The following is an 18,682-nucleotide window of genomic DNA, read 5'->3' on the forward strand; positions in this document are numbered from 1 at the left end:
TAGAATGAGTACGCCGTATCTATTTATAGACCGAGATGGCACCTTGATTGAGGAGCCAGTGACAGATAAGCAAGTAGACAGTTTAGAAAAATTAGCCCTACTGCCTGATGTGATCCCAGCAATGCTTGCATTACAAAATGCCGGCTACAAGTTAGTTATGGTTTCGAACCAAGATGGCCTAGGCACTGCTAGCTTTCCTGAAGAAGATTTTGCAGCACCGCACAATATGATGATGGGTATATTTACCTCTCAGGGTATCAAGTTCGATGAAGTCCTTATATGTCCGCACTTCGACGAAGACAAATGTGACTGTCGTAAGCCTAAAACTGGTTTATTAACAAACATCATGCGCTCAGGGAAAGTGGACTTATCACGCTCCTATGTAATAGGTGACCGTCAAACAGATATTGAGCTTGCCAAGAACTTATGCATTGAAGGCATTTTGTACGAGAACAATTGGCCTCAAATTGTCACCAAGCTCACGACTCAAAATCGCGAAGCAAAGATAGTCAGAAATACCAAGGAAACGCAAATATCTGTTGCCGCTAACTTAGATCAAAGCACAAATGGTGAAATCAGCACAGGGCTTGGTTTTTTTGATCACATGCTTGACCAAATTAGAACACACGCAAACATTGGCTTAGAAGTTAAAGCCAGCGGCGACCTACACATAGATGAACACCACCTTGTTGAGGATGTCGGGATTGCGCTTGGACAGGTTATAAAGCAATCGCTTGGCACCAAATCTCAGATAGCGCGCTATGGTTTTGCACTCCCAATGGATGAATGCAAAGCTGAGTGCCAACTCGACCTGTCAGGTCGTGCGTCTTTTGTGTTAAATGCAAGCTTTAGCCGAAACATGGTGGGTGACTTAGATGTACAAATGGTCGAGCACTTTTTTAGGTCGCTCGCCGACAATGCTCAGATCAGCTTAATTTTAAGTGTCACTGAAGGGAATTGTCACCACCAAGTTGAAGGCCTGTTCAAAGCGTTTTCTCGGGCACTCAGAATGGCTATAGCAAAAGACACAACGCAACAAACAGCAAGCTCTAAGGGGTGTTTATGATAGCCATTATTAATACCGGCTGTGCAAATATTAATTCGGTGAGGTTTGCGTTTGAACGTCTAGGCGTAACACCTGAGATTATCTCAGACCCCTCCCAATTAAACGGCTTTGAACGCGCAATATTACCTGGAGTTGGGCATGCAAATGTCGCGATGAAACGTTTGGAGGAACAAGGCTGGCGAGAAGCAATCGAACAGTATGAGAGACCATTGATGGGTATATGTTTGGGTATGCAATTGCTATGTGATTACAGTGAAGAAGGGAAAATTGAAGGACTCGGTGTGATCAATGGACAAGTTACACAATTACAAACTGGCAAGCTTACTAGCCCGCATATGGGGTGGAATACGATTCAAACTGTCAAACAACACCCTTTAACTGCGGGCATCGTTCCTGATGATCAAGTTTATTTCGTTCACAGCTTTGCGCACACCGTAAATAGCTCGACCTTGGCACAATGCGAGTATGGTCAACCCTTTTCTGCCATCGTTGCTAATGACAATTATGCTGGTATGCAATTTCACCCAGAAAAGAGCGCCAAAGTGGGCGCAAAACTATTAAATAACTTTATGCAATGGCAAGTTTAATAAGGATAAAAAATGATTATTCCAGCTTTAGATGTTTTAGATAGTCAAATCGTCCGTCTTTACCAAGGCAAATATGATACGGCTCAATTTTACCCTTTTGACTTGCAAACCCGGCTCCATGAGTACCAAGAATCTGGTGCGATTAAGCTTCACCTAGTTGACCTAGAAGGCGCAAGAGATCCAAACAAAAAGCAATGGCTCCAAATACAACGGGCAACAAGCCAGTTGAACACGCCATATCAAGTAGGGGGCGGTATTCGCTCCTATGAAGATATAAAACAATGGTTAAAAGCTGGTGCTGGACAAGTCGTCATTGGTTCATTGGCGGTTGACCAAAAAGAACAACTTGCACAGTGGATCGAAGAGTTTGGCCCAGAGCGATTCGTTATTGCATTAGATGTCAACAAAACCGAAAACGGCTGGTCCGTTGCGACCCATGGCTGGCTAAGCAACTCCGAGGTTTCTCTGTTCGAGCTAATTGACTTTTATATACAAGTTGGTGTTTATGACTTTTTGTGCACTGACATCAGCAAAGACGGCACCATGACCGGACCTTCTTTTGAGCTTTATGAGCAAATTGTTCAATATAATCCAGCAGCAAAGGTTCAAGCTTCTGGTGGCGTGAGCTCGCTGCAAGACATTCAACGCCTAGTTAAAATTGGAGTGAGCGGAATTATTTTGGGTAAATCTTTACTGGACGGTGCATTTACTGTTGAGGAGGCCATCGCATGTTATCGAAGCGAATAATTCCTTGTTTAGACGTAAAAAACGGCCAAGTCGTCAAGGGCGTGAAATTTAAGCAACACGAAGTGGTTGGCGACATTATCGAGCTCGCCAAAATATATAGTGAGCAAGGTGCTGATGAGTTAGTGTTTTATGAAATTAGCGCGAGCGTCGAAAAAAGACTGCTTGATTTAAATTGGGTAAGAGATGTCGCAAGAAATATTGATATTCCGTTTTGCGTCGCGGGTGGTATCAAGTCTGTTGAAGATGCAGCAAAAGTGCTCGAACAAGGTGCAGATAAAATTTCAATTAACAGTCCTGCAATCGCCCGCCCTGAACTTATAAAAGAGTTACACGATGAGTTTGGAAAGCAATGTGTCGTTGTAGGCATTGACAGTTTTTATGATGCAAAAAGCGGTGAATATCTAGTTTATCAACTAACAGGCGATCCGGATGCATCTAGTCAAACTCGATACAAAACACAAGAGTGGGTAACTAAAGTACAAGAGTTAGGAGCGGGCGAAATTGTGTTGAACTGTATGAATCAAGACGGTGTGCGCAAAGGCTATGATTTAAATCAGTTACAAGAAATGAGAGCACTGTGTGACATACCCCTTATCGCATCGGGTGGTGCTGGGAAAATAGAAGACTTTTCCGCAGTTTTCAATCAAGCAAATGTAGATGGAGCACTTGCCGCCAGCGTATTTCACAAGCAAGTAATTCAGATACCAACACTAAAACAGTATTTAGCAAACAATAAGGTAGCGACAAGACTATGCAGCTAACTCCATCTAATATCGACGCAGTCGATTTCGAAAAGGCAGACCTCATTCCCGCAATCGTACAGGACTACGCCACGGGTGTGATTTTAATGCAAGGTTTTATGAATAAAGAGGCATTACAAACTACCTTCGACAAAAGGCTTGTGACCTTCTTTTCTCGATCTAAATCTAGGCTTTGGACAAAGGGAGAATCATCTAACAATGTATTGACCCTAGTTGAAGCACATACAGATTGCGACTTTGATAGTATTCTTTTACTAGCAACGCCAGCTGGGCCAACGTGCCATTTGGGTACACAAAGTTGCTTCGCGGATGCGAAACCCGAACTCGCATTTTTGGGAACACTCGAAAAAGTTATATCAGAACGGAAAAACGCTGATCCTAGCGACAGTTATACGGCTTCTCTGTTTGCTAAAGATCTGAGTCGCAGCTGTCAGAAAGTTGGTGAAGAAGGCGTTGAAGTTGCACTGGCCGCTATGAAGCACGACAAAGAGGAATTACTTAACGAGTCAGCTGATTTAATTTACCACTTGTTAGTACTTTTACAACGTAGTGAGATCAGTTTGTCGCAAGTTGTCGATACATTGGCCAAAAGGCACCAATAACCTACCTCAGAAGATATGACCATGGTATGCTTAGGGAAAATTCGAAAAGGAAGCTGCCATGGTTTTTCGCCATCTAATATACTCTCTTGGCTTTATTGCACTGACTGCCTGCAATTCACTACCAAGTGACGTTCAGAAAAAAGTTGAAAATATGACTGACTGTGAAAAAGTCAATGCGCTCATTTCTGGCGCTGATGACGGTTTTGCAATTTTGAAAGGCAGTGAGATCAATGGCAAGTTGATGAAGAGTTGGCAACCAAAGGCACACCTACTCAAAAATAGCTGCCAAATCAATTTATATACCAGCGGTAACACGGCTTATGAATGCAACAAATCATTTGCAGGAAAAACCGAAGCATTAGTCAGATTTGAACAGGTGAATGAGCAACTTAAAACTTGTTTGAGTGCAGATTGGACTGAAAAGCAACACTATGGTGATGATACCAGTCGTTCAACTTTTACCAGCGAGCATTCTGAAACAAAAGTTGCTGTTAATTTTGGTAGCACGCTAGATAAAAGTAAACCTTGGGCTGTCAGTTTGGAAATTGTTAAGTAGTATGAGCACACAACCTCCTATATTTTTAATAAACCTTGATCAAAGTGAAGATCGCCTTGAAAAAAGCGCTAAGCGATTAGCAGAACAAAACATTACTTTCGAGAGAATTTCAGGCGTATATGGTAAATCACTCCCCGACTCTGAAATTAACAAGCACTATAACGCTCAGCTTAATCGTGAACGCTTCTATAGAGTGCTTGGTAAAGGCGAAATAGGTTGTTATTACAGTCATAGAAAAGCATGGCAGACCATTGTTGATAGGAAGCTTGACTATGCAATTGTTCTAGAAGATGACTTTAGAATTGCCGGAGATTTGAAACGTGTGTTTGACACACTACAAACGCTAAAATTTGACTGGAAATTGATAAAGTTAGCAGCTTACGAAAACCGTGAGAGGCCGATAGAATTTAACCACCCTTTAAACTCTGAATTTAATTTAGTTGTGCATAAAAAAGCAATGACAGGCTGCTGTGCTCAAGCAATTACTTTAGAAGGTGCCAAGGCTTTACTTAAAGCAACAGATCAGTTTGGTCGACCTGTCGACACAGATATTCAGCACATTTGGGAAACGAAAGTACCTGTTTATTCAATGATGCCATATTACATTGAACAAGACTTAGAGTTTGAAAGCGATATAGCAGCAGCCACTGGCAAGTCAAAAATTAAAAAACGCTTTTGGCAAAGGAAAAAACTCCAAATTTGTGAAAAGATACAAAACAAGAAGCATACAAAACAGATTATAACCGACCTTAAAAAAGCACTCTCATATTAGGGTGCTTTTTCTATTCTCAACCTCTGCTAACTAAACTTTCAAAGTGAACAGGTATTTAGGCACAACTTAAAAACCACAATGAGTTAGTTTTAACTGTACTCGAACATAGTGGCAAACTAATCTTTTAGTTGGTTCACGTTTTAACGTCTCATTCAATCAAAATTATGGGGTTATTTAATAACCTCATAATAATTAATAGGTTATGTAATAAGTTGTTTAAATACATAAGTATACTAATATTTTTATGCACCTGAGTGTAAATCAACCAACTTTTGACTTTTTTTCAATTATTGTAACTTTATGCTTAATTTAGTGTAGTTTTAATGGCATAGTGACGTCACTAAAGTAGGCATTTCAAACATTTATTTTAGCGACCTACTGGATATAAAAAGAAACAAGTGCATAAGGGAGAACATAATGTCCATCCAAGTAAACTTTGAATTAACCGATATCGATTTAGAACACTTTCGTTCAATGATGCAATCTGCTATCGAGCGTAGCACCCACTTGAGCGATGAAGAAATCATCAGCAAAGCGCGTGAATTGGTTGATCAAATGGAAGGAACAAACGTTCCTGAATTCGTTCGTACACGTATGATGTCTCTATCAGCACTTATCGATGCAGTTCAAGACGAAGAATGGCAAATGCCGGAAGATGAGAAAAAAGAGATTATGTTGTCTCTTGCTTATTTTGGCGAACCAGAAGATATCGTTCCGGATAATGTGCCTGTACTTGGTTATATTGATGATGCGATTATGATTGAGTTAGTGCTACAAGACCTATCCCTAGATTTGAAAGCATATAGAGAATTTTGTGGCTTCAGGGCAACCGAAGAAGCAAGACGTGGTGAGCACGCAAAAGTGAACAGAGAAAGTTGGTTAGCTAGTACTCGTGCACAGATCCGCTCTTCTATGCGCCGTAACAGATCAGGTGCTAAGAGTTCACGATTCTTCTCACGGATTATGTAATGTAAATAAAGGGCGCTATAAGCGCCCTTTATACTCTAGTTGTTCACATTTGGGTGAGTAACACCGGTCCAAACTTGATATAGCTTGGCTTGTCTTTTTGAAGGTGATTTTACCGCTTTTATCACTTTGCTACGACTATGCCCTTTGCCAAGTTTGAGCTCTACTGAAGTAAGCTTGTGTCGACGAATGAAGTGTATTGTCACGACCTCTCCAGCTTTAAACATCGACAGTGTTGTCGCCATATCTTTTCTAACTTGATGCTTGTTAATAGCAACGATTTTGTCTCCAGCCGTCAAGCCAGCAGCCCATGCATTTCCTTCTCGTGCGACGTGCGTTAATTCAAGAAGCTGTCCTACACTTTTCGATGTACCATCAAATTTGGCTACTTCTGTAGTACCTGGCGGGTAAACGTATTCAAGGCCAACTATATCAAACAGGTTGTCAAAATCTAAAATTGCTGGACCATCTACATATTCAGACCACCACTTAGAATAATCGCGTCCACTGACTTCCTTAAGAATACGTTTCACATCGTCTGTATTAAAAGACTTCGGTAATTTGTGTTGTTTGTATAGCTCCGTATGTACATCACGATAGCTTACTTCACCGTCACTTTTATCAATTAAATCGATATCCAAAGCCATTGATACGAGTGCACCTTCCGAATAGATATTCGTACTATAGTTTTTACCATGATCCCCACCTTGATTGATCCATTTGTCAAAGCTGGTATGGGCCACTGGCTGCACTTTTCGCCCAGGCGTTTGCATATGGCGATTTACCGTTCTCGTTAACCCTTGGTAAAACTCTTGATTAGTCGTTATTCCTGCACTAAGTAACAGGTAATCCTCTAGGTAACTTGTGGACCCTTCGACTAACCATAATAACTCTGAGTAATTTATGGAAACATAATCATAGGGAACGAGACCAGACGGACGGTAATGTTTTACATTCCATGTGTGAATAAACTCATGTGCAGCAGTTGAAATAAAGCCTAAGTAATCACTTCTTGAGGCAAAACGGTCACGATGGCGCTGAATAATTGTTGAATTCAAATGCTCTGTCGCGCCTCGAGCACCGCTTGTCGCATGCACCATGAACACGTATCTATCGTATGGGTAATCATGCCAAATTAAACTCCCTGTTTTCACGAGTTTTTTTAGGTCCGCCAACATCAAATCGACATCGTAATTGCCCTCGCCCCATATTACCAACTCGTAGTTGCGTCCATCAACCGAAAACTTATGAAGCTCATTGATACCAGTTTCAATCGGAGAGTCCAAAAGAATGTCATAATTGTCAGCTTTAAAACTATGTTTAGAGTCAGCAAAATTCATGCCTGATACAGAACGCCATTGCTGCGGCACGTCTAATTCCACAGTTATTGGGTCTTGCCTAAATGAATCGCTGAACATGAAAAAGCCAGATGCATCAATAAAAGCATGCGTGTCGTCAATGTGCCTCGAACGCATAGCTAACTCATTTGCATACACTTGATAAGAAACAGAGATTTCTGTTGGTTTGTCTAAATGTACACGCCACGTATTTTTATCTACTTTATTCCATTTCAGTGCATTGCCTAGCTTGTCCTGCGCGTTAAAAAAACGGATCCCATTGGCCATATCCAAGATTTCATAGCGACCTGTTCGCCAATCAGGCAATTGAACATCCAAATGAGCCTGTGCAGATTTCGGAAAGGTAATGTCTACATTCCCAAGGTGATGCTCAGGCTCAGGAATAGATAAACGATACTGAACATCTGCAAATGAAAAATGACTCGCTAAAGCTAAAGTCAGAAGGGAAAGTTTTGTTTTCATATTTATTAAAAATCCATGAGTTTTCTTAAAATTAGCAAAACTGAGAGCACGAACGCCATTAAAAACGTTGAACCAACACAATAAAAAGCCAGACTGTAAAATAATTTCTTCCACATTTTTCAGTAATTTGTTGTAAACTTGCTAGTGATATAGTTAAAAAAAGATGTTGGACTTTTGTGACTGATAAAACTGTGCTACTTGAAAAAAAACTGTCTCAAGCTATTTCAGCGAGAAAAGCCTTAGAAGAAGCGAAGAAAACCCAAGTTACCATGTTGTGTGACTTTGCAAGTAAGTTGTCTTTTGGTTGCAGAGGGCAAGATGTTGCTTTGGATAATCAACTCGCTAAATTTAGAAGCGCCCTTTCCAAAGGCACTGAACTAGAGCAACTTACACCGGTTATAGAAAGTGCGATATCTCAGTTAAAGCAGCAAGAATCAATCTATGAGTCTAATGAGCGAACACTCAAAGGGCACATTCAAGGCGCCGGCAAACAGCTACAAAAGCTCAAAGGTTTGCCTGACGATACAAGAAGAAAGTTGCGTTATTTGCTCGACCACGAGTTAGACAATATAAAAGCAAATGTAGATTACGTCCCTCTTTTAGATAAGTTGCTGCAGTTTTATATGCAAACATTGCAAGCTAAAGCCGGACCCGAGTTTTCGTCATCTAATAGCAATCCAGAATTGGCAATGGAATTATTAGCTTTGACTAATGAGCTTGTTTTCGAAGAAGATGTCTCCGAGCAAATCAAACAAATAAAACAAAACTTGTCAGCGGACGACTCGGTTGACTCATTGCTCATGAACGCCGTCAGCATTATACGAATTTTCGCTAAGTCTATTGCACGTGAAAGACAATCAGCGCAAGGCTTTTTAGTTTCATTAAATCAAACGCTAGAAGAGCTACACAAATCGATTGTAGAGACAACAAATCAGTCTAAGTCAGTCAATCAAGAAGTGTCGGCGTTAAACAAGCGCATCGAAGAAAAAATCACAAAGCTTAATGTGCAGACGCAACAAGCTACATCCATCTCAGAACTTAAGTTATTGGTGGATAATGAGCTTAAAGAGCTCAGCAAAGATTTAATTGAGCGTGAGAATATTGAACGAAAAGACAAAGAAATCTTGCTAGAGAGCTTCGATAAGATTAACGATCGCATCAATGTCTTAGAGTCTAAGGTAACGAACTATAAAAAACGTCTTAATGAGCAAAAATTTAAGAGCCTACTTGACGGCCTGACAAAATTACCTAATCGAGCGGCATTTGACGACAGATACAACCAAGAGTTTCACTTGTTTGAAGTCCATAATGGCGATATAACCTTAGTTGTTATCGATGTAGATCATTTTAAGTCCATTAACGACAAATACGGTCATAGTGCTGGAGATAAAACATTGCAAGTCATTGCAAGGGCGTTGAAAAAATCAATTCGCAAGGCTGACTTTATTGCCCGTTATGGAGGTGAAGAATTTGTATTGTTGATGCCAGGAATGCCATTGAGTGAAGCCAAAGCGCCACTTGAAAAAATAAGGAATACGGTTAAGGCGATACCATTTAGATTCAAAGAGAAAGAAGTACAAATTACAATTTCTTTAGGGGCAACCCAGCTTAAATCAGGAGATACTACATTAACCGCATTTGATCGTGCAGATAATGCCCTCTACGATGCAAAAAACTCTGGTAGAGACAGGCTTTGCTTAAGAGAATAAAAAGGAGAAGTGCCTATGCATGTACAGCTAAACCCAACAGGTGTTCTTAATCTATTATCGCAACTAGAAGTTGATTTGTTGCAGAAATCATCGACTTTTGAACGATATAAACTTTTTAGAAACTGCGTTTTAGCAGTGCTGAACGTAGGCAGTCATACCGACTCAAGCTATGAGATATACAAAAAATTTGAAGACTTTGATGTAAAGCTTGTAGCGAGAGAACGCGGTATAAAAATCGAACTAACCAACCCTCCTGAGTCAGCATTTGTTGACGGCATGATTATAAGCGGTATCCACGAGCATATATTCTCTGTTATCAGAGACATCCTATTCATCTGCCAAAGGCACCAAGAAGAGCTGGTAGAAACAAAAAATATCACTCATATGGTTTTTGATATGTTAAGAAATGCTGGCGCATTGCAGGTAAATACCGATCCTAATATGGTAGTGTGCTGGGGTGGACATTCAATTAATGAATCTGAGTATAAATACACTAAAGAGGTCGGTTACCAGCTTGGGCTCAGAGGTCTAAATATTTGCACAGGCTGTGGACCAGGTGCCATGAAAGGTCCCATGAAGGGCGCGACAATCGGGCATGCAAAGCAACGTATTACAAATAACCGCTACTTAGGTTTAACTGAACCAAGTATTATTGCGGCCGAGCCGCCCAACCCTATTGTAAACGAGCTGGTTATCCTCCCAGATATCGAAAAGCGACTAGAGGCCTTTGTTAGAACAGCACATGCAATCATTATATTTCCTGGCGGCGCGGGTACGTCAGAAGAGCTACTGTATATATTAGGTATACTGCTGCACCCAGACAATGAAAAGCAGGTTTTACCCGTAATACTAACCGGCCCGGCGTCAAGCGCAGCTTACTTTGATGAAATAGCTAAATTCGTTGAAAAAACGCTAGGTAAAGAAGCGCTTAGTAAATTCAGAATTATCATTGATAACTCAGAGTTAGTAGCCCAGACCATTAAAAATGAAATGCCCACAGTACGAGAGTATCGTAAGTCAGAAGGCGACGCCTACTACTTTAACTGGACTCTCAAAATAGAACCTCCATTTCAAATGCCCTTTGAGCCAACCCACGAAAACATGGCATCTTTGGATTTACACCTTGACCAACCTAAAGAGACACTTGCAGCAAATTTACGCAGAGCATTTTCAGGTATTGTTGCCGGTAACGTGAAAGATAACGGCGTTAAGGCAATCAAAGAGTACGGTCCATATATTTTGGATGGAGACAAGTCCCTAATGAAAGACATGGATAAGTTACTCCGTGCGTTTGTCTCACAGGGTCGAATGAAGCTGCCTGGTAGCAAATATGAGCCTTGTTACAAAATAGAATCATAACCAACTTCGATACTATATTGATTTAAATTCATAAATTCTAGTCCATGTACCAGAGGAGCGATGAACTCCCTTCCACCCTCTGGTACAATACACCAATGTCTAACCGATTTATTTTTTCAATTGTTATATGGCTCACTTACTTTTAATAGATGCACTTAATTTAATCCGGCGTATTTATGCCGTTGATTGTGAACAACCAGGGTTAACTGAAGAGCAAATTATTAAAAGCTGCCTTCATCGGGTAAAGAATGCGACACGTAAGTTACTGAAGACCACTAAAGCAACACATGCCATAGCAGTTTTTGATGGGGATAAAAGTTGGCGTTATCACTTGTATGCTGACTACAAAGCCAACCGAAAACCAATGCCCACAGAGCTTCAAGTCAACTTAGAGGTCGTCTCTCAAGGTTTCAATGACAATGGTGTTAAGGCTTACTTTCCACAACAAGATGAAGCTGACGATATTATTGCTACACTCGCTCATAAATCGGCGCTACATAATGTGCAGGCAACCATCGTATCTACAGACAAAGGCTTTCTGCCGATGTTAGAGAAGAATATTCAAGTTTATGATTACTTTAAGCAGCAGTACATAAGTGAAAAAGAAGTGGAGTCTAAATTTACTATCTCCAAGGACAAGTTACACGATTACTGGGGGCTGATGGGTGATAAAACCAATGATATACCTGGCGTCAAAGGAGTAGGCAAAAAAACAGCATTGGAAGTTCTGTCACAATACGGCTCAGTAGAACATGCACTTCAAAGCGCGACATTGAAAGAAAGCGTAAGAAAAAAACTAGAAACAGACATGGACAACTTTGTACTCAGCAAGTTATTAGTTGCACTGCGAACAGATATTGAAATGGGATTTAAACTAAGTCAGCTAAGGTTGACCTAATTGCTTTAAACGCAAATCGGTTGTTATGGCCAAACGCTTGAGTTAGGCTATTTTGGCTGTTCTCAGGTGATATAAATGATTAAAAAAGTTCTACAATATATTTTTCTAGGCTTAGCTGTTTATGCTGGTATCGTCTTTCTTGTCATCAACTTTTACAAAGACGACCCTCGCGCAATGGTATGGAAAGATAGAGAAGCGTTCAATAAACGTTTCATAAGCAAGTTAAAACCGAATGCAGAGATGGAACTTCACACAGTATTAGACAATTTAGGAAGCCCGGATCTAACCTATGTTAAATCTGATGATAAAGACGTGTATCAAATCGTTTTTTACCGGACACAATTAATGAAGCCAGATGGTATAACGACGCAAGACGAATGCACCGGGATGTTGTTTAAAAATGGTCAGCTCATGTTATGGGGAGCAGGTGCCATTGTAGCGTACGAGAAAGCACTTAATAATGTCACAAACTAATCACGAAGTATCAAAGCAACTTTTCGAACTAATTCAAAAAACGGAGATAGTGCTCAGACTTTATTATAATAAAAATAAGTGGTCCAACATTTTTCCTACTTTGGCGGAACTGGCACAGCTCTATAGAGAAGTCTACAGAATCGCGCCCAACGCACTACATAGCTATCTATCATTTTATTTTGAAGAGTACTCCCCTACCACCAACTTGGTCGTCAAAAAATGTATTTTGGTCTGCATAATCTCTGAGGGTCAAGGCTACTCTTCAAAAATTCAGCAAGAGTTGCTCGTTGCTTGTATAGCAAGTTTCATTTGCATCAAAAATGAAAATGACAAATTGCAGAAGGGGCTCCCCCTTAGTGAACAGGGTAAAAAGCTATGGAAAATTCGGTATCAACTTGCTGTTAAAGTACTTGAACACGGTGGCTCTATCAATAAACAAGCTGCACGCGTTCTCGCAAGGCTTCAGCCTTACTGTGAAACATTGCGAAGTAAAAATCTCACTCCACTATACGATAATACGACCCTAGTAGTCGCCATCGCCCAAATTGTTGCTTTTGCTATTGCCAAAAAAGGCTGTAAGCGTAATGCTTTGAGCCTTGCTATCAAGCGTTTATATCTAACAAACACAGATGAGTTTGTACGTACCTCATTATACAAAATGGTTGAGCAGTTTAGTTTATTGCCTGTTGGATCTTGTACTAACTATGAAGGTGATACCGCTGTATTACTTCTCAAAAACGACCAACAGGTTTTATGTACAATAAAAGACAGTAAGCTTACCAAGTTAATTAAAACCAAAAAGCCATACGACTTTGAATTTAGGCAAATTGCAACAACAGATAAGCAACTCCTGTACAAAGTTTGGGGCCATATAGAGCTTCCTTCTATTGGGGCAAAGGAGTCTAACTTTGATAATACCTTTGCTGTAATAGAAAAGCTAAATACAGGCAGTTTTGGGAGTTTTAGAGCGATTGAAAAAACCATCACCCCATTTCCCCATATTGAAGAAGCACTCACACAAGCCGCTAAGCTTTATAATAGAGAAGCCCAAAAAGGGGCCAACATTCGACATAGCTTGACGATGGTAGGATTAAATACCGCCACATTGCTGTGTCAGCGCGTTTTAATAGAACAGGTAATCTCTCAACTTCGTCACCCTTTCGCACAGGATGTGTGGCATAAATATCAGCAAATCTCCCTAATACTAGCTACTTTGATTAAACGTGCTTACGGGCAAGAATTTGAAAGCATTCTCTCACCAATAAGTGCCGTTGTCGCTTTTATGCTTAAACATCATGATATTGATATTAAGAGGTTTACCTATACAGAAAAAGAAAAAGACGGCACGAAGCCTTACTCACTGTCTCGGTTATTTGGCTTTCCTCACTTCGATGAACAAAAATTGCTGACTTATTTTGAGTCTCACTTTGGGGATAGCGCAGCGCACCAAGCATTTCAAAATTCAGAAAATGAAAAGCACAATGCATTAAGTGACGATGCACAAACGTTTGTTGCTGTCAAAATACTTGCTATGTACTGGAATAGTGCGAGCTTTGAACCGACAGCATGGCAAAAGACTGTTTTGGAAGAGCAAGTGCTAAAATTTGGTTGGTCAGATGTTGCTCAGGTTCAAGAAGCGATTCTCACACTGGCAATGCACAGTATTATTGAATAATATTTATTCTATAAATATAAGATATAACAAACATAACTTTAAGTTATGACCATTTATCATTCCTTACTGGAATAAGGATGAATAAATTGCTATAAAACGCGCTTAATTTTTCAAGCGATAACACACTTTTTATTTCATTGACTACAATAAAGTGGTCCTTCTATTAGGTGTGTGCAATTTATTTTGATAAAGGAAAACTAAATGGCTAAGCAAACAGTTACTGTTATTAGAGGCGATGGTATTGGTCCAAGCATTATTGATTCAGCTATTGAGATCTTAAATGCTGCAGGTTGTGACTTTGAATACGAATATGTAGATGCAGGTCTTGAAGCCCTAGAAAAAACAGGTGAACTACTTCCACCAGCAACTCTTGAAGCTATTGAGCGTAACAAGCTTACCTTAAAAGGTCCTTTAACAACGCCTGTTGGTGAAGGTTTTACTTCAATCAACGTAACACTTAGAAAGCAATTTGGTTTATACGCAAACGTACGCCCAGTTAAGTCTTTCGAAGGTACACAGGCTCGTTACGATGATATCGACATCATCACTGTTCGTGAAAATACACAAGGCATGTACTCAGGCCTTGGCCAAGTTACTTCTGAAGATGGCACTGAAGCGGAAGCAATGTCAAAAATCACTCGTGACGGTGCTGAGAAAATCGTGACTTTCGCATACGAGCTAGCACAGCGTGAAGGTCGTAAAAAAGTAACTGCGGTACACAAAGCAAACATCCTAAAGTCGACTTCTGGCCTGTTCTTAAAAGTAGCGCGTGAAGTGGGTGAGCGTTACCCTGAAATCGAATCTGCAGAAATGATTGTAGATGCGACTTGTATGAAGCTAGTAATGAACCCTGATGAATTTGATGTCGTAGTAACAACTAACCTATTCGGTGACATCATTTCTGACCTGTGTGCAGGTTTAGTTGGTGGCTTAGGTATGGCTCCGGGTGCAAATATTGGTGAAAATGCCGCTATCTTTGAAGCTGTACATGGCAGTGCACCGGACATTGCTGGTAAAAACCTAGCTAACCCGACATCAGTTATTTTGGCATCAATCCAACTGCTTGAGTACTTAGATATGGGCGAAACAGCTGAGCGTATTCGCAAGGCTGTGGCTGACGTAATCAAGTCAGGCGACCGTACTACACGTGACCTTGGTGGTAACCACGGCACTACTGACTTCACACAAGCTGTGATTGAGCGCCTTTAATTAGTGCTCAGCGAATAGCGCCCTGCGCTATTCGCTACCATTACTCCCTCAACGCAATCTCTACTGTACTCCATTCCACAATATCTTTTTTACATAACAGCAATCCTGCTCACCCTTACAATGCTTGCTATAAAACCCTTTAAAAATACACTTTTATTGCCATTAAGGCAGCAAAACACTTGGTTTGATTATGCGAACAGGTTAATTTTTAAAAATTGAAATACTACATTTCAAATTTATCAACGCTAACAGGGGATATATTATGCAAATTTTCACTCAAACTCCTTGACAGAAAATCAAATTGGCCTTTAAATGAACTGGTGTTTAGATTGATTAAGTAGATATAGAAATGACGTTTACAAAACTCGCACAGCTTGTCCTCGTGGTGGTCTTGGTTGAAAGTCCATAGGGGCCTGTGTGAGTAAACGCTTTCATCGACCCCGCCATTTGCGGGGTTTTTTTATGCCAAAATTTAAATTGACTGAGGAATGAGGTAATGAATGAGCAATATAATGGCTCCGAGTTAGTTGTAAAGGCACTAAAAGATTTGGATGTACAGTTCATTTTCGGTTATCCCGGTGGATCTGTGTTAGACCTTTACGACGCGCTTTTTGAGCAAACCGACATCGAGCATGTTTTAGTTCGTCATGAGCAGGCAGCAACCCACATGGCAGATGGCTATTCGCGAGCAACAGGTAAAACCGGGGTCGTATTAGCTACGTCTGGACCTGGTGCAACAAACTGCATCACAGGCATCGCCACAGCCTATATGGATTCAATACCAATGGTTGTGCTATCAGGCCAAGTTCCCTCAAATTTAATTGGTGACGATGCATTCCAAGAAACAGATATTGTTGGCTGTTCAAGACCTATCGTAAAACACAGTTTCAATTGCCGAAACGCCGAAGACATTCCATCAATACTGGCCAAGGCGTTTTACTTGGCTAGCTCCGGTAGACCTGGACCGATAGTCGTAGAATTACCGAAAGATGTATTAAATCCACAGCTAAAGTTCCAATACCACATGCCAAATCAATTGGAGATGAGGACGTATAACCCGAATACTAAAGGACATGGTAAACAAATTAAAAAAGCGGTTGAAACTATCCTCAGCGCGAAAAAACTCGTTGTATACTCTGGTGGCGGTATCATTCTGTCAAATACCTCAGACAAACTGACAGAGTTGGTAGAAAAGCTCAACGCTCCTATCACTAACACGCTTATGGGTTTAGGTGGGATAAGCGGTAGCCACCCTAACTTTATCGGCATGCTTGGCATGCATGGCTCACTTGAAGCAAATAAAGCAATGGCAAATGCCGACGTAATATTGGCCCTTGGCGCCAGATTTGATGATCGAGTAACAAATAACGTAAGTAAGTTTTGCCCCAACGCAAAAATTGTACATGTAGACGTCGACCCAACTTCTATTTCCAAAACAATACAAGCGCACATCCCAGTAGTTGGATGTTTGGATATCGTCATAGAACAAATTCTTGAGGGTATCAACCAAAGTAATACATCGATTGACCGAAGCGCCCAAGAGGTTTGGTGGAATGAAATAACAAGTTGGCGGGCTAAAGGCTGCTTAAATTATGACAAAGAAGTAGACAGGCTAAAACCTCAGACGGTTATTGAAAAGCTATATGAAATAACCAACGGTGACGCATACATTACATCTGACGTAGGTCAGCACCAAATGTTTGCAGCTCAGTATTACCCATTCAAAAAACCACGCCAATGGATCAATTCAGGTGGTCTGGGAACCATGGGCTTTGGCCTTCCAGCTGCGATGGGCGTTAAAGTCGCATTCCCTGATAATGAAGTTGTATGCGTTACTGGTGACGGCTCTATACAAATGAATATTCAAGAGCTGTCTACTTGTTTACAGTATGGCCTGAACGTCAAAGTTGTCTCACTAAATAATCGCTCTCTTGGGATGGTGCGCCAATGGCAAGATATGCTTTATGATGGAAGACACTCAAGCTCCTATATGGAATCACTACCTGATTTTGTCGCACTAGCCGAAAGTTATGGCCACGTTGGTATACAAGTCGACCACCCGGATGAATTAGATGGTGCGCTGCAAAAAGCATTTTCAATCAATGACCGACTCGTCTTCCTTGATATTAGAGTAGATGAAAGCGAGCATGTGTACCCTATGCAAATTAAGCACGGTGCTATCGATGAAATGTGGTTGAAAAAAGGAGTAAAAGCATAATGAAACGTATTTTATCTATCTTGCTAGAAAATGAACCGGGCTCACTGTCTCGAATTGTAGGTTTGTTCTCACAGCGTGCTTATAACATCGACAGCTTAACCGTTGGAACAACAGACGATAAAACGCTTTCTCGTATAACAATTACAACACACGGTGACGACCGTGTCGTAGAGCAAATTACAAAACAAGTTAATAAACTAGTCGATGTATTGAAAGTTTTGGATTTAACCGAAGTTAGTCATGTTGAGCGAGAGCTACTGATGGTGAAAGTATATGCACGCAATGAAACAACACGTGCGGCGATAACACGGGTTAATGACGTGTTTGGCGGTACTATCATTGATATGGGCAAACAGAGCTATACACTTCAGCTGACAAGTAGTAGCGATAAAATTGAAAATTTCTTAAAGATGCTGTGCCACGAGAGCGACCTCATCGAGGTAGTTCGTTCCGGTTCAGTTGGGATAGGACGCGGTGACAAAGCATTGAGAAGTTAAAAACAAAAAAGAAAGCATCGAGCTAATGCCATTCACTTAAGATGAGCGGCATTTCTTTTTGTAGGGTAAGCTTCTTTACCCATCCAGGGAATGTCCTTTACCGTCTAGGAAGGTAGTGTTCAAAAATCTGTGTCATTTCATAAAAATTTTTGAGCTACTGCATATTTTCATGCATCGCGATCACCGAATAACATTGATGCCGAACAGCCAATAACATCCATCGCGATCATGCAATAACATCGATGCCGATCACTTTTGGCTAAAAATGTTATTGGGCGATCGACTTAGGTTATTCGGTGATCGACTTGATGTTATTGACGTAAAAGTCACCCTTTCTCTCACATTGTAGGTGTGTTTAACCGTTATTCTTATCGTTTTAACCGCGATGGGGGTAACTATGCCAACGGCACCTATATCAATGAGAAAATTAAAAGAAATATTACGGCTAAAATACGGCGCAGATTTAACGCATCGTCAAATAGCTAAAAGCTTATCTATTTCCCCATCGTCTGTTTCAACTTATGCTAATCGAGCTGCACAGCTCGGCATTACCAGTTGGCCATTAGATGATACGTGGGATGACAGTAAGCTCACTCGTGCATTCTTCGCAACCAAAGTCCAGCCTAAGCAGTATGCTTTACCTGATTGGCTTACCGTCAAGCAAGCCTTAAGCTGTAAAACCATGACCTTAATAGATAAACTCTTACCGCAAACCGTTTATCAATATACCTTCGTGAAGAAGGTGCACGTACACATTGATTACCAT

18 protein-coding genes are annotated in these 18,682 nt (G+C 40.7%); 17 read left to right on the top strand and 1 reads right to left on the bottom strand.

Translation table 11 applies throughout. The features are described from left to right. Positions 1 to 4 precede the first annotated feature (4 nt). From hisB to N482_RS10520, 8 genes are all read left to right on the top strand, one after another. On the top strand, positions 5 to 1,066 hold the full coding sequence (gene hisB / locus N482_RS10485) for a bifunctional histidinol-phosphatase/imidazoleglycerol-phosphate dehydratase HisB (protein WP_063376988.1): 1,062 nt from the start codon (positions 5 to 7) through the stop codon (positions 1,064 to 1,066). Further along, positions 1,063 to 1,653 (top strand): imidazole glycerol phosphate synthase subunit HisH, encoded by a 591-nt coding sequence (gene hisH / locus N482_RS10490; protein ID WP_063376989.1) that lies wholly within the window; start codon positions 1,063 to 1,065, stop codon positions 1,651 to 1,653. The genes hisB and hisH overlap by 4 nt, the downstream gene beginning before the upstream one ends. 12 nt (positions 1,654 to 1,665) lie before the next feature. Next, positions 1,666 to 2,400, top strand: coding sequence for a 1-(5-phosphoribosyl)-5-[(5-phosphoribosylamino)methylideneamino]imidazole-4-carboxamide isomerase (gene hisA / locus N482_RS10495; protein WP_063376990.1), 735 nt, complete (start codon positions 1,666 to 1,668; stop codon positions 2,398 to 2,400). After that, a complete protein-coding gene (hisF, locus tag N482_RS10500) occupies positions 2,382 to 3,161 on the top strand; it encodes an imidazole glycerol phosphate synthase subunit HisF (RefSeq protein WP_063376991.1) in 780 nt (259 codons plus the stop codon). Before hisA ends, hisF begins: the two co-directional genes overlap by 19 nt. Then, complete coding sequence (gene hisIE / locus N482_RS10505; protein WP_063376992.1) at positions 3,152 to 3,763, top strand: bifunctional phosphoribosyl-AMP cyclohydrolase/phosphoribosyl-ATP diphosphatase HisIE; 612 nt, start codon at positions 3,152 to 3,154, stop codon at positions 3,761 to 3,763. Before hisF ends, hisIE begins: the two co-directional genes overlap by 10 nt. Positions 3,764 to 3,821: 58 nt before the next feature. After that, the gene (locus N482_RS10510; protein WP_063376993.1) at positions 3,822 to 4,319 is read left to right on the top strand and encodes a hypothetical protein; all 498 of its coding nucleotides are present in this window, start codon (positions 3,822 to 3,824) and stop codon (positions 4,317 to 4,319) included. 1 nt (position 4,320) lies between these two features. Continuing rightward, a complete protein-coding gene (locus N482_RS10515; protein ID WP_063376994.1) occupies positions 4,321 to 5,091 on the top strand; it encodes a glycosyltransferase family 25 protein in 771 nt (256 codons plus the stop codon). Positions 5,092 to 5,508: 417 nt separating this feature from the next. Next, positions 5,509 to 6,060 (top strand): YkvA family protein, encoded by a 552-nt coding sequence (locus N482_RS10520; protein WP_063376995.1) that lies wholly within the window; start codon positions 5,509 to 5,511, stop codon positions 6,058 to 6,060. A gap of 35 nt (positions 6,061 to 6,095) precedes the next feature. Here N482_RS10520 and N482_RS10525 read toward each other — a convergent pair whose 3' ends face one another. Continuing rightward, positions 6,096 to 7,877, bottom strand: a complete 1,782-nt coding sequence (locus tag N482_RS10525) for a M61 family metallopeptidase (RefSeq protein WP_063377007.1) — start codon at positions 7,875 to 7,877, stop codon at positions 6,096 to 6,098. A 176-nt stretch (positions 7,878 to 8,053) separates the two neighbouring features. On the opposite strand from N482_RS10525, the gene N482_RS10530 reads away from it, so the two are divergent. From N482_RS10530 to N482_RS10570, 9 genes are all read left to right on the top strand, one after another. Further along, a complete protein-coding gene (locus N482_RS10530; RefSeq protein WP_063376996.1) occupies positions 8,054 to 9,586 on the top strand; it encodes a GGDEF domain-containing protein in 1,533 nt (510 codons plus the stop codon). A gap of 15 nt (positions 9,587 to 9,601) precedes the next feature. Beyond that, complete coding sequence (gene ppnN, locus N482_RS10535; protein WP_063376997.1) at positions 9,602 to 10,945, top strand: nucleotide 5'-monophosphate nucleosidase PpnN; 1,344 nt, start codon at positions 9,602 to 9,604, stop codon at positions 10,943 to 10,945. Positions 10,946 to 11,072: 127 nt separating this feature from the next. Beyond that, complete coding sequence (gene xni / locus N482_RS10540) at positions 11,073 to 11,843, top strand: flap endonuclease Xni (protein ID WP_063376998.1); 771 nt, start codon at positions 11,073 to 11,075, stop codon at positions 11,841 to 11,843. A gap of 75 nt (positions 11,844 to 11,918) precedes the next feature. Beyond that, complete coding sequence (locus N482_RS10545) at positions 11,919 to 12,317, top strand: DUF3192 domain-containing protein (protein WP_063376999.1); 399 nt, start codon at positions 11,919 to 11,921, stop codon at positions 12,315 to 12,317. After that, positions 12,304 to 13,992: a hypothetical protein gene (locus tag N482_RS10550; protein WP_063377000.1), complete on the top strand. Its 1,689-nt coding sequence runs from the start codon at positions 12,304 to 12,306 to the stop codon at positions 13,990 to 13,992. The genes N482_RS10545 and N482_RS10550 overlap by 14 nt, the downstream gene beginning before the upstream one ends. A gap of 201 nt (positions 13,993 to 14,193) precedes the next feature. Beyond that, entirely contained in the window at positions 14,194 to 15,201 is a 1,008-nt protein-coding gene (locus N482_RS10555) for an isocitrate dehydrogenase (protein ID WP_063377001.1), read from the top strand. A 496-nt stretch (positions 15,202 to 15,697) separates the two neighbouring features. Continuing rightward, on the top strand, positions 15,698 to 17,419 hold the full coding sequence (locus N482_RS10560; RefSeq protein WP_063377002.1) for an acetolactate synthase 3 large subunit: 1,722 nt from the start codon (positions 15,698 to 15,700) through the stop codon (positions 17,417 to 17,419). Then, positions 17,419 to 17,916 (top strand): acetolactate synthase small subunit, encoded by a 498-nt coding sequence (gene ilvN / locus N482_RS10565; RefSeq protein WP_063377003.1) that lies wholly within the window; start codon positions 17,419 to 17,421, stop codon positions 17,914 to 17,916. Before N482_RS10560 ends, ilvN begins: the two co-directional genes overlap by 1 nt. Before the next feature lie 397 nt (positions 17,917 to 18,313). Then, positions 18,314 to 18,682 (top strand): sigma factor-like helix-turn-helix DNA-binding protein (locus N482_RS10570; protein ID WP_331245815.1); only part of this gene is annotated, 369 nt, incomplete at its 3' end.

The sequence above is a fragment of the Pseudoalteromonas luteoviolacea NCIMB 1942 genome (genome assembly GCF_001625595.1).
Taxonomy (GTDB): domain Bacteria; phylum Pseudomonadota; class Gammaproteobacteria; order Enterobacterales; family Alteromonadaceae; genus Pseudoalteromonas; species Pseudoalteromonas luteoviolacea_A.

What these genes read in the sequence shown, in the direction of transcription:
- hisH (WP_063376989.1), top strand. Translation starts at nt 1,063, where the DNA reads ATGATAGCCATTATTAATACCGGCTGTGCAAATATTAATTCGGTGAGG.
- N482_RS10525 (WP_063377007.1), bottom strand. Translation starts at nt 7,877, where the DNA reads ATGAAAACAAAACTTTCCCTTCTGACTTTAGCTTTAGCGAGTCATTTT.
- hisA (WP_063376990.1), top strand. Translation starts at nt 1,666, where the DNA reads ATGATTATTCCAGCTTTAGATGTTTTAGATAGTCAAATCGTCCGTCTT.
- N482_RS10560 (WP_063377002.1), top strand. Translation starts at nt 15,698, where the DNA reads ATGAATGAGCAATATAATGGCTCCGAGTTAGTTGTAAAGGCACTAAAA.
- hisF (WP_063376991.1), top strand. Translation starts at nt 2,382, where the DNA reads ATGTTATCGAAGCGAATAATTCCTTGTTTAGACGTAAAAAACGGCCAA.
- ilvN (WP_063377003.1), top strand. Translation starts at nt 17,419, where the DNA reads ATGAAACGTATTTTATCTATCTTGCTAGAAAATGAACCGGGCTCACTG.
- ppnN (WP_063376997.1), top strand. Translation starts at nt 9,602, where the DNA reads ATGCATGTACAGCTAAACCCAACAGGTGTTCTTAATCTATTATCGCAA.
- hisB (WP_063376988.1), top strand. Translation starts at nt 5, where the DNA reads ATGAGTACGCCGTATCTATTTATAGACCGAGATGGCACCTTGATTGAG.
- N482_RS10520 (WP_063376995.1), top strand. Translation starts at nt 5,509, where the DNA reads ATGTCCATCCAAGTAAACTTTGAATTAACCGATATCGATTTAGAACAC.
- N482_RS10510 (WP_063376993.1), top strand. Translation starts at nt 3,822, where the DNA reads ATGGTTTTTCGCCATCTAATATACTCTCTTGGCTTTATTGCACTGACT.
- xni (WP_063376998.1), top strand. Translation starts at nt 11,073, where the DNA reads ATGGCTCACTTACTTTTAATAGATGCACTTAATTTAATCCGGCGTATT.
- N482_RS10545 (WP_063376999.1), top strand. Translation starts at nt 11,919, where the DNA reads ATGATTAAAAAAGTTCTACAATATATTTTTCTAGGCTTAGCTGTTTAT.
- N482_RS10555 (WP_063377001.1), top strand. Translation starts at nt 14,194, where the DNA reads ATGGCTAAGCAAACAGTTACTGTTATTAGAGGCGATGGTATTGGTCCA.
- hisIE (WP_063376992.1), top strand. Translation starts at nt 3,152, where the DNA reads ATGCAGCTAACTCCATCTAATATCGACGCAGTCGATTTCGAAAAGGCA.
- N482_RS10550 (WP_063377000.1), top strand. Translation starts at nt 12,304, where the DNA reads ATGTCACAAACTAATCACGAAGTATCAAAGCAACTTTTCGAACTAATT.
- N482_RS10515 (WP_063376994.1), top strand. Translation starts at nt 4,321, where the DNA reads ATGAGCACACAACCTCCTATATTTTTAATAAACCTTGATCAAAGTGAA.